At 70.7% G+C, this 13,212-nt stretch carries 15 protein-coding genes; 9 read left to right on the top strand and 6 right to left on the bottom strand.

Annotated elements, in window-relative coordinates:
• The first annotated feature begins 8 nt into the window (after positions 1–8).
• The 4 genes from OG306_RS28760 to OG306_RS28745 all read left to right on the top strand — a co-directional run bounded on the left by OG306_RS28760 (position 9) and on the right by OG306_RS28745 (position 2,158).
• The gene (locus tag OG306_RS28760) at positions 9–116 is read left to right on the top strand and encodes a putative leader peptide (protein ID WP_353962448.1); all 108 of its coding nucleotides are present in this window, start codon (positions 9–11) and stop codon (positions 114–116) included.
• A gap of 106 nt (positions 117–222) precedes the next feature.
• Positions 223–741, top strand: a complete 519-nt coding sequence (locus tag OG306_RS28755) for a cysteine dioxygenase (RefSeq protein ID WP_266749102.1) — start codon at positions 223–225, stop codon at positions 739–741.
• Positions 738–1,145, top strand: coding sequence for a rhodanese-like domain-containing protein (locus tag OG306_RS28750; protein ID WP_266749101.1), 408 nt, complete (start codon positions 738–740; stop codon positions 1,143–1,145). Before OG306_RS28755 ends, OG306_RS28750 begins: the two co-directional genes overlap by 4 nt.
• Positions 1,146–1,519: 374 nt before the next feature.
• Positions 1,520–2,158, top strand: coding sequence for a DUF6197 family protein (locus OG306_RS28745; protein ID WP_266749100.1), 639 nt, complete (start codon positions 1,520–1,522; stop codon positions 2,156–2,158).
• 88 nt (positions 2,159–2,246) lie between these two features.
• On the opposite strand, the gene OG306_RS28740 is transcribed toward OG306_RS28745, so the two are convergent.
• On the bottom strand, positions 2,247–2,894 hold the full coding sequence (locus OG306_RS28740) for a TetR/AcrR family transcriptional regulator (protein WP_266749099.1): 648 nt from the start codon (positions 2,892–2,894) through the stop codon (positions 2,247–2,249).
• A 160-nt stretch (positions 2,895–3,054) separates the two neighbouring features.
• Here OG306_RS28740 and OG306_RS28735 point away from each other — a divergent pair, with 160 nt between their 5' ends.
• From OG306_RS28735 to OG306_RS28720, 4 genes are all read left to right on the top strand, one after another.
• On the top strand, positions 3,055–4,509 hold the full coding sequence (locus tag OG306_RS28735) for an MFS transporter (protein WP_266749097.1): 1,455 nt from the start codon (positions 3,055–3,057) through the stop codon (positions 4,507–4,509).
• Between the two features lie 256 nt (positions 4,510–4,765).
• Positions 4,766–5,245, top strand: a complete 480-nt coding sequence (locus tag OG306_RS28730; RefSeq protein WP_266749096.1) for a MarR family winged helix-turn-helix transcriptional regulator — start codon at positions 4,766–4,768, stop codon at positions 5,243–5,245.
• A gap of 195 nt (positions 5,246–5,440) precedes the next feature.
• Positions 5,441–7,033: an MFS transporter gene (locus OG306_RS28725; RefSeq protein WP_266905215.1), complete on the top strand. Its 1,593-nt coding sequence runs from the start codon at positions 5,441–5,443 to the stop codon at positions 7,031–7,033.
• 410 nt (positions 7,034–7,443) lie between these two features.
• Positions 7,444–7,674, top strand: a complete 231-nt coding sequence (locus tag OG306_RS28720) for a hypothetical protein (protein ID WP_266749093.1) — start codon at positions 7,444–7,446, stop codon at positions 7,672–7,674.
• Here OG306_RS28720 and OG306_RS28715 read toward each other — a convergent pair.
• The 5 genes from OG306_RS28715 to OG306_RS28695 form a co-directional block, all read right to left on the bottom strand.
• Positions 7,593–7,835 (bottom strand): hydantoinase/oxoprolinase N-terminal domain-containing protein, encoded by a 243-nt coding sequence (locus OG306_RS28715; protein ID WP_353962462.1) that lies wholly within the window; start codon positions 7,833–7,835, stop codon positions 7,593–7,595. The genes OG306_RS28720 and OG306_RS28715 overlap by 82 nt on opposite strands.
• 66 nt (positions 7,836–7,901) lie before the next feature.
• Positions 7,902–8,675, bottom strand: a complete 774-nt coding sequence (locus tag OG306_RS28710; protein ID WP_266749092.1) for an IclR family transcriptional regulator — start codon at positions 8,673–8,675, stop codon at positions 7,902–7,904.
• 510 nt (positions 8,676–9,185) lie between these two features.
• A complete protein-coding gene (gene recX / locus OG306_RS28705) occupies positions 9,186–9,914 on the bottom strand; it encodes a recombination regulator RecX (RefSeq protein ID WP_266749090.1) in 729 nt (242 codons plus the stop codon).
• 3 nt (positions 9,915–9,917) lie between these two features.
• Entirely contained in the window at positions 9,918–11,045 is a 1,128-nt protein-coding gene (recA, locus tag OG306_RS28700) for a recombinase RecA (protein WP_266749089.1), read from the bottom strand.
• 217 nt (positions 11,046–11,262) lie between these two features.
• Positions 11,263–11,541, bottom strand: a complete 279-nt coding sequence (locus OG306_RS28695) for a hypothetical protein (RefSeq protein ID WP_266749087.1) — start codon at positions 11,539–11,541, stop codon at positions 11,263–11,265.
• Between the two features lie 412 nt (positions 11,542–11,953).
• On the opposite strand from OG306_RS28695, the gene OG306_RS28690 reads away from it, so the two are divergent.
• Positions 11,954–13,192 (top strand): hypothetical protein, encoded by a 1,239-nt coding sequence (locus OG306_RS28690; protein WP_266907586.1) that lies wholly within the window; start codon positions 11,954–11,956, stop codon positions 13,190–13,192.
• Positions 13,193–13,212 lie beyond the last annotated feature (20 nt).

The raw sequence follows: 13,212 nt of genomic DNA, 5'->3' as shown, positions 1-13,212 counted from the left end.
ATGCGGACGTGCATGGTGTACTCCGGAACGTGATCGACACCGATGTGCGCCTGTGGCGGAGGGTCCATATGGACCTCGTCCGCTACGCGGGCTGCGTGTGTCGCCCGTCCTGCTGAATCGCCTCTTCCTGCCACGCCGTCCGCTCTGCCGCACGGCCGTGCGTCCACGCGAACCCTCATCAGGACGGTCTCTGTGTCTGCCCCTTCGTCACCCTCTGTACGCATGTCCTCCGCCGCCGATGGTGCTTCCGGTCCGACGGCTGCGGAGCTGCTCGATTTCGTCCGCCGTGTCGCCGCCGACGCCACGATCATCGCCTCGCTCCCGCTCGATCCCGAAGGCCGCACCTGGGTCCAACTCGAAGGGCCGGGCGGCAGCGAGGCCTGGCTGATCGGCTGGCCGCCGGGCACCGGCACCGGCTGGCACGACCACGCCGACTCGATCGGCGCCTTCACGACCGCGGCCGGCACCCTCAAGGAGCTGTCGCTCGCCGCCCGGCTGCCCACCGACGGCTGGAAGACGCTCGAACTCACCGAAGGCATCGACCGTTCCCGGCAGTTGGCCACCGGCCAGGGCAGGGCGTTCGGCCGGCACCACGTCCACGAGGTGCTGAACGAATCGGGCACGGAACACGCCGTCTCCGTCCATGCGTACTACCCGCCGCTGCCGCAGATCCGGCGCTACAGCCGCACCGGTGCGGTGCTCCGTCTCGAACAGGTCGAACGGCCGGAGGACTGGCGGTGAGCGACAGCCCTCGGCGTAGTACGGCACCGGTCGGGATCGACGAACTGCTGGAACGGGTCCGGGCCGGGTTCGTCCGGGTGGGCCCGCGGGAGGCGTTCGCCGCCACCGCGGACGGGGCGCTTCTCGTGGACATCCGCTATGCGGAGCTGCGGGAACGGGACGGATTGATTCCGGGGGCGCTGGTCGTCGAACGCAATGAGCTGGAGTGGCGCCTCGACCCGCTGGGCAGCCACCGGGCCCCGGAGGCGGTGAGCCACGACCTCCAGGTCGTGGTGGTCTGCAACGAGGGCTACGCGTCGAGCCTCGCCGTCGCGTCCCTGCGTCAGCTGGGGCTGCACCGGACGACCGATGTGATCGGCGGATTCCAGGCGTGGCGTGCGGCGGGGCTTCCGGTCGAGGCCTGACGGACGGGGCCGGCGGCGGGACGGACTGCGGGACGGACGTGGTCGGCGGCGGAGCATCCGGCTGAGAACGGCCTGCTCCGGCGCCGAGAACTGCCCCCTCCGGCTATGGGCGTTGCCCGGATTGCACGCGTCGTACGGGAGCATCCGCTCCGGGTGCGGGTGGGCGCACCGTCGTAGTGCAGGCCCGGCCCTCCCTTGACTCGCCACCACAGGGCTCCGGGGTGCGGGGTGCGGGGCCCGGATCCCCTGCCCGCTCGCCGGTGCCCCAATTCCGCCCCGACCCACCCGAACGCCACGCTCCGGTGGAGCAATCTCCGTACCCGACGGACATTCGGCTCAATGCCAAGGACCGACGTGACGGAGACTTCGCACCCATGCCGACGCCCACCTTGACCCCCGACCAGCTCGATGCCCAGGCCGCTCGCCTCCACGACACCGAGGCCTGGCAGCAGATCGTCACCGGCTGGGACCTCACCGCCGCCGAACCCGTGCCCCCCTCCTCCCCCGGCCTCGCGGATCGGCCGACGGGCCGTCAGTCGGCCGACTGGCGCGACCTGCTGTCCGTGCCGGTCGATCAGCTCATCGCCGAGTCCGTGCGCGCCCTGCCGGCCACCGCCCCGCGTGAGCGGCCCCTCCCGGGGCGGCTCGGCGCGATCCTCCCCGACCGGCTCCACTCCTGGCGGCGCATCGGGCAGCCCGAGGTGCGGCCCTCCACGCATCTCGCCTACGCACGGCAGATCCTGACCGAGTGGGGCTGGCAGAACACCCCTTACCGGCTCCGCAACGCCCGCGGCGCCCGGTGCGTCTGCGGCGCCCTGCTCACCGCCCACCGCATGGGCTACGGCTCCCTCGGCACCGTGGACCGGGCGGGCGCCTGGCTCGTCGCCGAACTCCGGTCCCGGGGCTGGACCGGTCTGATCGGACCGTGGAACCGCTGCCCGGGCCGTACCGCGGCGGATGCGCTCGCGCTGATCGACGCCACCATCGCCCGCGCCGCCCGCGCCGGGCAGTGAGGCGTCCCCACGGAGCCCCGGACACGGCATTCGACGAGGGAGCGAGGGAGCGGCGGCCCGGCCCGTGACCGGGACGCGGCGCCGCGCCTCAGTGACCGGTGAGCAGCGCGTCGACCAGATCGCGCAGCGGCCCCGTGAGGTCCTGCGACGTGGCGGACGCGAGCGGCTCCAGACCGCGAGAAGCGCGCAGCACTGTGATGCCGAAGGCCACGGACAGAACGAGTTGGGCCCGCAGGAGGAGTCCGTCACCGTCGGGATCCTCGGGCCGCCAGCCGGCCGCCGAGGCGAGCCGCTCGCTGAACGTGCGCAGCAGGCCGGTACGCATCTGCTCGGTGCGCTCGTCGCCGGAGGAACGCAGCAGCAGCAGGAGGGCGCCCCTGGGACCGTCCGTGGCGAGCACGCCAGCGGTGTGACTGACGATGATCTCCGGAATCTGGTCCAGGTCGGCCACCGCGCCCGTCGCGTGGACGAGTTCGTCGATGACCGCCTTCAGACAGGCCTCGAAGAGGCCTTCCTTGGACTGGAAGTAACGGTTGATGAGCGCGACGTTGACACCGGCGTCGTCGGCGATGTCGCGCACCGTCGTGGCCGCGTATCCGTCGTACGCGAAGCGTCGGCGGGCCGAGTCGAGCAGGAGCCCGCGGGTCCTGGCGCCGGCACCTCGCCGGGAGGGCGGTGGGCTGTTGTCCGTCGGCGCCAGGGGTGCGGGAGCTGCCTGGGAACTGCTGGCTTTCATGGCTGTCCTCTCTCTGCTCGAACGGTACCGCCCGCACCGCCGTGTAAACAGATGTTGACCTCACTCCCCCGCCTGCCCTAGCGTCTAGGTAAGCAAATGTTTACTTTTGGCTCCGGGCGAGCGAATGATGCCCGGCAGCCCCTCACTTATGGAGTCCCGAATGGACGCCCCCCAGCCCACGGCGCGCACCGGTGGTGTGGTCGCCACGCTGGCCCTCGCCGGCATCACTGCCGCGATCATGCAGACACTGGTCACGCCGCTCATCGCGGAGCTGCCCCAGATCCTGCACACCTCTCCGTCGAACGCGGCATGGGTGATCACCGTCACCCTGCTGGCGGGGGCGATCTGCGTACCGATCTCCGGCCGCCTCGGCGACCTGATCGGCAAGCGCCGCATGCTCCTGGCGTGTTCCGTGCCGCTCGTGGCCGGCTCACTGGTCTGCGCCCTCGCCTCCTCCGTCGTCCCCATGATCATCGGGCGTGGACTGCAGGGCATGGGCATGGGCATGGTGCCGCTGGGCATCGCCCTGCTGCGCGACGTGGTCCCGGCGGAGAAGCTCAGCTCCTCCATCGCGCTGGTGAGCGCCTCCATGGGCATCGGCGGCGGGCTCGGCCTGCCGATCGCCGCGGCAGTCGCCCAGTACGCCAACTGGCGGGTGCTGTTCTGGGGCTCCACCGTCCTGGCCGTGCTGATCGCCGTCGCGATCTGGTTCGTCATCCCCGACGTCCCGGCCGGCGCCAAGGGTCAGCGCTTCGACGCCCTCGGCGCGGTGGGACTCGGCGCCGGACTGGTCTGCCTGCTGCTCGCCGTGTCGAAGGGCGCCAACTGGGGCTGGGCCTCGGCGACGACCCTCGGACTGTTCGCCGCCGCCGTCGTGATCCTGCTGGCCTGGGGCGCCTGGGAACTGCGCACGCGGGAGCCGCTGATCGACCTGCGCACCACGGCCCGCCCCCGAGTGCTGCTCACCAACGTCGGCTCGATCTTCGTCGGCTTCGGCATGTACGCGAGCATGCTGGTCGTGCCGCAGTTGCTCCAGTTCCCGCAGGCCACCGGCTACGGCCTGGGCCAGTCGATGCTCGCCGCCGGCCTGTGGATGGCACCCGGCGGCATCATGATGATGATCGTCTCGCCGTTCGGCGGAAAGCTCACCGACGCCCGCGGCCCGAAGTTCACCCTGATCAGCGGTGTCCTGGTGCTGGCTGCCGGGTACGGCCTGTCGCTCGTCCTCATGGGCTCCGCGTGGGGCCTCATGCTGGCCCTCATGGTCATCAACAGCGGCGTGGGCCTCGCCTACGGGTCGATGCCCGCGCTGATCATGAGCTCGGTACCGCTCTCCGAGACCGCCGCCGCCAACGGGTTCAACACCCTCATGCGTTCACTGGGCACCTCGGTCGGCGCCGCCGTGATGGGTGTGGTCCTCTCCCAGATGACGGTCACCATGGGCGGACACAGCTTCACCTCCGAGAGCGGCTTCCGCACGGGCCTGATGATCGGCTGCGGCATCGCGCTGGTCGCCGCGGTCATCGCGAGCGTCATCCCGGCGACCCGTGCCGCCTCGGGCGCCGACGGCAGGAGCAAGGCCGCCGCGCCCGAGCAGGCCGCGGCCGAAGTCTGATCGGACCGCGGGGCCGTCCGGCAGCCGACGCCGCCCCGGGGCCGACGCCCACCGGGGCGGCGTCGGCCTGGGCAGCGCCTGCCGGGGCGACACCTACCCGGGCGATGTCCACCGGGGCGGTGTCGGCCGCTGAGCACCACCCGCAACACCGGCCGGGGGGACTCCAGGATCACAGGAGCCCGCCCGCCGCCGCACGAGCACTGCGGGCAGAAACATCCTTTGACATACCTATATTTTCAGATCTATTATTCGGGCCATGTCCGATTTCCGCGCGTCCACCCAGGACCTCGACCGTGTGGCCACTGTGCTCACGGCGTGCCTGCCCGCGCTGAACCGGGCTCTCGACCGGCGGGTCGCCCAGGACTTCGCGCAGCCCAAGCCGCCCGAGGGGCAACTCGCGCTGCTGCGCTTCGTATCGCAGCAGGAGGGCGCCACCGTGCGCCAGGCCGCCGACGCCCTGCTGATGCGGCCGAACAACGTCAGCGCCCTCGTCTCCCAGCTCACCGAGCAGGGACTGCTGGAGCGTCGACGGGACGCCGGGGACAAGCGGATCGCCCATCTGTATCCGACCTCGAGGGCACGGCGGGAGCTGGCCGAGGTCCGGCGCCTCGAGGGCGCCCACATGTCCCAGGCCCTCCAGTCCCTCACCGACGGTGAGATGGACGCACTCGGTTCGGCCCTCGGCGCGCTGACGTCGCTCGCACGTCACCTGCGCCCCGTGCCCGCCGCCGAGTAACCCCGCGATCCCCTGCCGGGGGATGCGACCGACCGCGCGCACGGCTGTCTCCGTGCCCGTGGGGATCTCCCGTGCCCGGAGACAGGCCCGCCCCGGCGGGCCGGGCGCAACGCGTTCCACCCTTCCGTGTTTCCCGTAGCACGTCTCCCGTAGCACTCCGGTTCCCACCGCACTCCCGACAGACAAGGCACCTTCATGCCGTCCACCACCGTGGATCACTCATCCCTGCCCGCAGCCTGCCCACCGGAGGCATCGCAGCCCCGCGGCAGGCGCTCCAACCCCTGGCTGACCCTCCTCGCGGTCGCCTTCGGCCTCTTCATGGTCCAGCTGGACGCGTCCGTCGTGGCGATCGCCAACCCGGAGATCGGTCGCGCACTCAAGGCGTCCACCGCGGACCTGCAGTGGGTGACCAACGCCTATCTGCTCGCCCTCGCGGCCTCGCTGATTCTGGGCGGCAAGCTCGGCGACCGCTTCGGACGGCGTACGTACTACGTGGTCGGTGTCGTCGGGTTCACCCTGGCATCGGTCGCCATCGGTCTGTCCGGCTCCATCGAGGGCGTCATCGCCTTCCGGGCGGCACAGGGCTTCTTCGGCGGTCTGCTGATGCCCAACACGCTGGGCCTGCTGCGTGCGGTGTTCCCGCCGCGCAAGTTCGGTATGGCCGTGGGCATCTGGGCCATGGTCTCGGCGGTCTCGACGGCGCTCGGGCCGATCGTCGGGGGCCTGCTGATCGAGCACGTCACCTGGGAGTCCGTGTTCTACATCAACGCCCCGATCGGCGTGATCGCGGTGCTGGTCAGCGCCGCGGTGCTACCGCAGAGCAAGAACTCGACCGGCCGGCACCGCTTCGACGTCGTCGGCGTTGTCCTGCTGGCACTGGGTCTGCTCTGCGTGATCTACGGCGTCGTCAAGGGCGAGACGTGGGGCTGGTCCTCGGCGAGCACCCTGGGGTCGGTCGTCGCGGGTGTGCTGATCCTGGTCGCCTTCGGCTGGTTCGAGACCCGTGTCGCGCACCCGTTGCTGCCGATGCGGCTGTTCCGCAGCCGCGCGCTGACCACCGGTACGGTCATCACCGCGCTCAACTTCTTCGTGATGCTCGGCCTGATCTTCTTCGTGATGCTCTACCTGCAGAACGTGCGGGGCTTCACCCCCGTCGAGGCCGGTGTGCGCACCCTGCCGCTCAGCCTCGCCTCCCTGGTGGCCTCTCCCCTCGGGGCCGCGCTGACCGCCCGTTTCGGGCCCCGGCTCTCCATGCCGCTGGGCATGCTGCTCCAGGCCGCCGCCGCCTTCACCATGCTGACCTGGGACACCGGCTCCTCCTACGCCACGATGTGGCCGCCGTTCGTCGCGCTCGGCCTCGGTGTCGGCATGGTGATGTCCGCCTCCTCCGCCGCCATCGTCGGTCAGGCCCCCGTCGAGGACGGCGGCGTGGCAGGCGGCATCCAGGCCACCGCCCTGCAGATCGGCGGCGCGCTGGGGACGTCCGTTCTCGTCTCGCTGATCAGCAGCCGGGTCGGCTCGACGCTCACCGGGGAACTGACCGCGGCGGGCGTCCCGGCGCGTGTGGCTGCCGGGATGGCGGCGGCCAAGGACGCGGTGGCGATGGGGGTCGCTCCGGTCTCGCCCGACATGCCCGCCCGGCTCCGGGCGGCCGTCGTGGAAGGCAGCGGCCAGGCGTTCATGAACGGTGTGCACACGGCCGTCACCGTCACCGGTGTGCTCTGCCTGCTGGGCGCCGTCATCGCGACGGCCGGCCTCCGGCGCGCCTCGACGGGCCCGCAGCACTGAAAGCCGACGGACGGTGCCCGGCCCGCCCGTGCGGGCTTCGTCCGTCCCCTGTCCGGTCGACCGCTTCGCGCGGGCCGGAAGCACCATGCGTGGTTCCGGCCCGCGCCGTCGTTCGCCAGGCGCCGGCGAGGAGCCGGGCAAGCGCACCGGCCTCCGGAGGTGGTTCGAACCGGGCCTGGCGGGCGACCCGTTCGGCCAGGGCGCGCACACTGTCGCGCGGAACTCCCGGCGCGCCGAACGTGGTCGGTCCGTCATGGCCACGGGCAAACCGGCCGATGACGGTGCCCGGGGCGTCGCCGGTGCCCGGGGCGTCGCCGGTGCCCGGGGCGTCGCCGTTGATCCGCTCAAGGCGGGCGACGACCTTCCGGGCCGAGGAGGATGTGCGAGACGACCGGTGCCATGGAGCCGGTGTGGAACACGATGTGCGGGCCGAGGGCGGCGATCTCGCCGCCGGGCAGGTGGATGCCGGTGTTGCAGTCGTTGGCCTCGGCCACAACGGCCGGCCCGACACGGCTTTCAGAACGGACGGCTGCTGGGCGACGACCGCGTCGTGGAAACCTCACGTGGTGATGATCTCGGTCTTCACGCCCTTGCACTCGATGAGCACGGTGGTTGCCACGGTGGCGCCGAGGCCGAAGTAGTGGATCCGGTCGAAGAGTCCGCTGCTCTCGACGACGAGGTCGGCTTCCGCGTGCGCCAGGGCCGAGGTGACGCCGACGGCGGGTTCGGACGGGGCGGCGCCTTGTAGAGGCGCGGCGCTCTGATCGTCGAGTACTACGCAGTTGGTGCAGGTGCCGCCGATGCCGACTACGTGGCACGGAACTGGGGCTGACCGACGTGCCCGGGTGACCGACGTGCCGGGAGACCCTCACACCACCGCCAGGTCGGCCTCCAGCGCACGCGCCGCCGCGTCGAGGACCGCGACCAGTGACCGGAGCCGGTGCGGGTCGTAGCGCACACCGGGCAGGGAAATCGACAGACCCGCCTGCGGAGTGCCGTCCGCGCCGCGCACCGGGACTCCCACGGCGATCAGTCCACGTTCGGAGCGCTCCTGGTTCACGGCGAACCCGCTGCGGCCCACGCGCGCGAGTTCATCGCGGAGCGCCGCGAGGTCCGGGCGGTCCCCGGGGCGGTCGCGGTAGCGCTCGGGGGCATACACCTCGTCCAGCTGGGACTCGGAGAGCCCGGCAAGGAGCAGCAGTCCGGCGGTCGTGCGGTGGGCAGGGAAGACCATGCCCTCCCGGGAACCGACGCGCAGCGCCTGCGTGCACTCGACGCTGGCGATGAACCGGGCCGTATCGCCCGTGCGGATGGTCAGGTTCGCCGTCTCGTCCAGCAGATCAACCAGTCTGTGCAGGTGAGGCAGTGCGGCAGCCCGCAGCAGGGACACCTGCGACTGGGAGTGCGCGGCCAGCTCGAGTACCGGGCCCGCCCGGTAGACCCGGTGCTCGTCCTGCACGGCGAAGTCCCGGTAGACGAGCATGGCCAGCAGCCGGTGCGCGGTGGACCTGGCCACCCCCAGCCGCTCGGCGACCTGCGTGACCGTCTGGCCGCCTTCCATCTGCAGCATGGCCGCCGCCCTGAGTGCGTGATCGACGCTGGTGATCGCGTACGGCGGTGGCGTCTTGAGTGGCTTGTCCAAGGCGAACCTCGATTCTGCTCTCCAGAATCTACATGTCTTCACGGGGAACACGACGCACCGCTGAGCTCTGTGACTCACTCGTCCATCGCTGCAGACACCACCCAGTGCTCCCCGTCCGGCTGAAGGCCCGGCCATGGCACGGCAGGGGCTCGAATCGGTTGTCCCGGCGCTCGGGCGACCGCTGCTCACCCAAGCGCGCGATGGCATGGGCGGCACCGGAACCACGGATTCGGTTCTCGCCCGTTCCTTCGGCGACGGCACCGGTTTCGGCCACCGTCCCACCCACCCGCTGCCCCAGGCCCTCCCACCCGGGCACCCCGCAACCGTGCTCCTGAGTCCCGCGCGTGTGCCCTCCGCGCCGCGCGAACGCCGCCCCGTACCGACCGCCCGGTGTGTCCGACGCCCCGAACGAACGTCGTCCCACATACCCGCCACGCCGCGCAAAGCCTCCCGCGCACCCGCCGCCCCGCGTACCGGCCGCCCCGCACGAACGTCCGCCGGAACCGCCGGTCAGAAGGGCTCGTCCAGGCCTTCCGTGTCCTCGCCCTCCTCTTCCAACGCCTGACGCACCACGCGCAGGGCCATTCCGTCCCCGTACCCCTTGCGGGCAAGCATGCCCGCGAGGCGGCGCAGCCTCTTGTCGCGGTCCATGCCGCGAGTGGACCGCAGCTTGCGCTCAACCAGCTCACGGGCGGTCATCTCCTCCTGATCGGAGTCGAGCTGCCCGACGGCCTCGTCGATCACTGCGGAGTCCACTCCCTTGGTGCGCAGCTCACGGACGAGAGCACGGCGGGCCAGCCCTCGGCCGTGATGCCGGGACTCCACCCAGGCGTCCGCGAATGCGGCGTCGTCGATCAGCCCGACGTCCTCGAAGCGCGACAGCACTTCTTCGGCCGCCTCATCCGGGATCTCCCGCTTTCGCAGGGCGTCCGCGAGCTGCTTTCGGGTGCGCGGGGTCCCGGTGAGCAGCCGCAGGCAGATGTTGCGCGCCTGCTCGACCGGGTCTCGCGGCTCCCCCTTCTCGGCCCTCGACGAGGAAGGGGAGCCGCTGCTCCTGGAACGGGAACGGGCACGACGCCCCGCCCCGTCGCCGAATCCGGCGCCCGAGCCGCCGTGACCGGGACCGGCCTCCGGCTCGTACGCGCCCTCGGATCCGGCCGTGTGTCCGGCGGCGAATTCGGGACCGGGACCGGCGCCATGGTCATCGGCACTGACCGGCCACTCCGTACGACGCGTCATGGTCTAGCTCTTGGCCGCCGCGGTCTTGGCCGGCTTGCTCTTGCCGGCCGGAGCGGGCACCGACTTCGCGCTGTCGGCCGGAGCCGTGGCGCCGCCCGCCGCATCCGCACCCGTCTCGGCGGCATCGGCATCCGGCCTTACCCCGACACCCAGCTTCTCAAGGATCTTCTTCTCGATCTCATTGGCGAGATCGGGGTTGTCCTTGAGGAAGTTGCGGGCGTTCTCCTTGCCCTGGCCTAGCTGGTCGCCCTCGTACGTGTACCAGGCGCCCGCCTTTCGGACGAAGCCGTGCTCCACGCCCATGTCGATCAGGCCGCCCTCGCGGCTGATGCCCTGGCCGTAGAGGATGTCGAACTCGGCCTGCTTGAAGGGCGGCGCGACCTTGTTCTTCACAACCTTGACGCGGGTCCGGTTTCCGACGGCGTCGGTGCCGTCCTTCAGCGTCTCGATCCGGCGGATGTCGAGGCGCACCGAGGCGTAGAACTTGAGCGCCCGGCCACCGGTCGTGGTCTCCGGCGAGCCGAACATCACACCAATCTTCTCGCGGAGCTGGTTGATGAAGATCGCGGTGGTCTTGGACTGGTTGAGCGCGCTGGTGATCTTGCGGAGCGCCTGGCTCATCAGGCGGGCCTGCAGACCCACGTGCGAGTCGCCCATCTCGCCCTCGATCTCCGCGCGCGGCACGAGCGCCGCGACGGAGTCGATGACGATCAGGTCGAGGGCGCCGGAGCGGACCAGCATGTCCACGATTTCGAGCGCCTGCTCACCGTTGTCCGGCTGGGACAGGATGAGGTTGTCGATGTCGACGCCGAGCTTCTTCGCGTACTCGGGATCGAGGGCGTGCTCCGCGTCGATGAAGGCCACCGAGCCGCCGAGCTTCTGCGCGTTCGCCACGGCGTGCAGCGTCAGCGTCGTCTTACCGGAGGACTCCGGTCCGTAGACCTCCACCACACGGCCGCGCGGCAGGCCGCCGACGCCGAGAGCCACGTCGAGGGCAGTCGACCCGGTGGGGATCACCTCAATGGGCTCGTTCGGCCGCTCACCGAGGCGCATCACCGCGCCCTTGCCGAATTGCCGTTCAATCTGTGCGAGTGCGGCGTCCAACGCCTTCTCGCGGTCGGTTCCTGCCATGGGTTCCACCCGATTTGCTTGAGTCGATCGCTTCACGTCAAAGACGCTAACCCCTGCCACTGACAATGGGCCTCGACGTCCTCCCGGCCTGTGGACAACTCCACGGTCGGGCCCGGGAAAACCCGGCCAGATTCCCATGAGAATGGATGTTCGATTTTACTGTCAAGCGCACCGCACCGGGCCGACCAGCCCTGAAGGATCCCACCTGCCTTACGGCTCACAGCCCACGGAGGAACCGAGCCGTGCGGCCCGCGGCGGCAGCGATACTCAGCTTTCGATCCAGGGTCGACCCTGGGGAGCGAGTGCCGCGCCGACTCGGGAGGCTGTAACGGTTGACCAGGATCCATGCGGTACGTGTGGCGTCCTCCACCCATGCGTGGCCGGCGGCAGGCAGGCCACGGACCCCGGTCAGGTAGCGCGTGATCTGTTCCACAGAGATGTATTCGTTGCCGCGCCCGAGGCACTTCGGGACATAGACGGCGAGGTAGTCGGACATCTGTCGCTCGCCCTCTGCCGCTGCCACTGAGAATTCCCTTGAGCCTGTCCCCGATTGAGCCAGTCCCCGATCGTGGCCCCGATGCTGTGATCACCGTCGCCCCGGAAGCCCGGCACATCCGGACGCGGAAGGATGTCGATGAGATCGACCAGGCGTGCGAGGTCGGGATCGTCATCAAGAGTGATGGTGTCGTGCACGGTTACTCTCCAGTGGACGATGCGCGGGCGCCCTGGACAGGGCTGCTGCCGCAGATCATCAGATTCCTCACGCGACGACACGCCACTTGCCGAGAAGACTGCCCGGCTCCCTGCATGCGATGGCTGAGAACACCCGCAGACCGTGACGGCCGCGGACAGGCCAGGCGGCCGCTGGTTACATTCACAAGCCTGGCAGCCGCTACGGTGCTGTTGTGATGATCAACGGGGAGGACACGGCATCCGGGACCGCGCTGTTGATCGCGGCAGCCCCGGCCGGCAAGCACTGTCTCATCGACGCAACCAGCGTCCTGCCCACGCTCGCGGCGGTCCCGACCAGCATCCTGACCGGCACGACGGCGGCCACCATCGTTGAACTCGCCGACCCGACCGACCCGCAGACCGTCCTCACCCGCATCCGCGCCGCAGCCGCTGCACCCGGCCCGCTCTCCCTCTACATCACCGGACAACTCCACCTCGACCGCAAGCAGCGCCTGCTCCACCTCGCACTCGCCCGGACCACACCGACCACCCTGCGCTACACCGGATTGCCCTGGCACTGGCTGGCCGGCGAACTCAAACTGCGCCGACCGGGCACCACCACCGTCGTCATTGACGTGGTCGCCGCCCCGGACGCCTGGCAGCAGCTCCGTACCGAGGGTCTCGCTCTCGGCTACGGAATGCGCGTATACGGCCGCGTCACCCCGCCGCCCCGCCGCCGAATCGCGGAACCGACCTACCTGAAGGCCCTCGCCACCACCTGGCGCAGCGGCCTCAACCCGCCGCTCGCCCAGCTCCACGAACAGGCCGCCGCCCAGGCCGGACCCGACGACGCGCTGTTCCTGGCCGTCGACTACACAGCCGTCCCCACCCCTGCGGCGTCGGCTGTCCAGGTACCGAACCGGCCACACAAGGAGCCTGCACCTGTTCCAATTGCGCCGGCTCCGGTTTCGGTAAGCACCGAGGTGGCCGAAGAGGATCCGCTACCGGCGATCATTGCCGCCACCCGTGCCGGGCGGCACGGCGAGGCCGCGTCGCTCGCAGCCATGTGGGAGGAATGGGCTCTGCGTACCCACGGCGCGGACTCCGTACAGGCCACCCACTGGCTGGAGGTCCGAGCCGACCTCGCCCGTCTCGCCGACGATCCGGCGCTCAGCTGCGAGCTGTGGATGGCTGCCGCCAACGCCCGCCTTGCCCGGCAACAGCCCCCGGGCGACCCCACTGTAGAAGACGCCGTGGACCGCGCCCACCACCAGTGGCAGGAGCTTTTCGACCCGCAGCGAGCCCGGGAACTCGGCCCGCTCCTGGTCTCATTGCGCCGCCACGTACCTGGCCGACGTCCCGGGGCGGTCGAAGCCGTCCAGCGCCGACTGGAGCTACTGCACACCATGCCCCCGTCGGGGCACGACGTGCGGCATTCCGACATGGACGGGGTCGTCCCTCGCGCGCCCGGGTAGGGCCTTTTGAGCTGGTCCTT

The organism is Streptomyces sp. NBC_01241 (assembly GCF_041435435.1).
GTDB lineage: Bacteria > Actinomycetota > Actinomycetes > Streptomycetales > Streptomycetaceae > Streptomyces.
The sequence above is the reverse complement of the archived record's forward strand: the minus strand, read 5'-3'. Positions and strand labels throughout refer to the sequence as shown.

Coding starts and splice junctions, on each gene's coding strand:
- OG306_RS28755 (WP_266749102.1), top strand. CDS start 223: ATGTCCTCCGCCGCCGATGGTGCTTCCGGTCCGACGGCTGCGGAGCTG.
- OG306_RS28745 (WP_266749100.1), top strand. CDS start 1,520: ATGCCGACGCCCACCTTGACCCCCGACCAGCTCGATGCCCAGGCCGCT.
- OG306_RS28740 (WP_266749099.1), bottom strand. CDS start 2,894: ATGAAAGCCAGCAGTTCCCAGGCAGCTCCCGCACCCCTGGCGCCGACG.
- OG306_RS28735 (WP_266749097.1), top strand. CDS start 3,055: ATGGACGCCCCCCAGCCCACGGCGCGCACCGGTGGTGTGGTCGCCACG.
- OG306_RS28730 (WP_266749096.1), top strand. CDS start 4,766: ATGTCCGATTTCCGCGCGTCCACCCAGGACCTCGACCGTGTGGCCACT.
- OG306_RS28725 (WP_266905215.1), top strand. CDS start 5,441: ATGCCGTCCACCACCGTGGATCACTCATCCCTGCCCGCAGCCTGCCCA.
- recX (WP_266749090.1), bottom strand. CDS start 9,914: ATGACGCGTCGTACGGAGTGGCCGGTCAGTGCCGATGACCATGGCGCC.
- recA (WP_266749089.1), bottom strand. CDS start 11,045: ATGGCAGGAACCGACCGCGAGAAGGCGTTGGACGCCGCACTCGCACAG.
- OG306_RS28695 (WP_266749087.1), bottom strand. CDS start 11,541: ATGTCCGACTACCTCGCCGTCTATGTCCCGAAGTGCCTCGGGCGCGGC.
- OG306_RS28690 (WP_266907586.1), top strand. CDS start 11,954: ATGATCAACGGGGAGGACACGGCATCCGGGACCGCGCTGTTGATCGCG.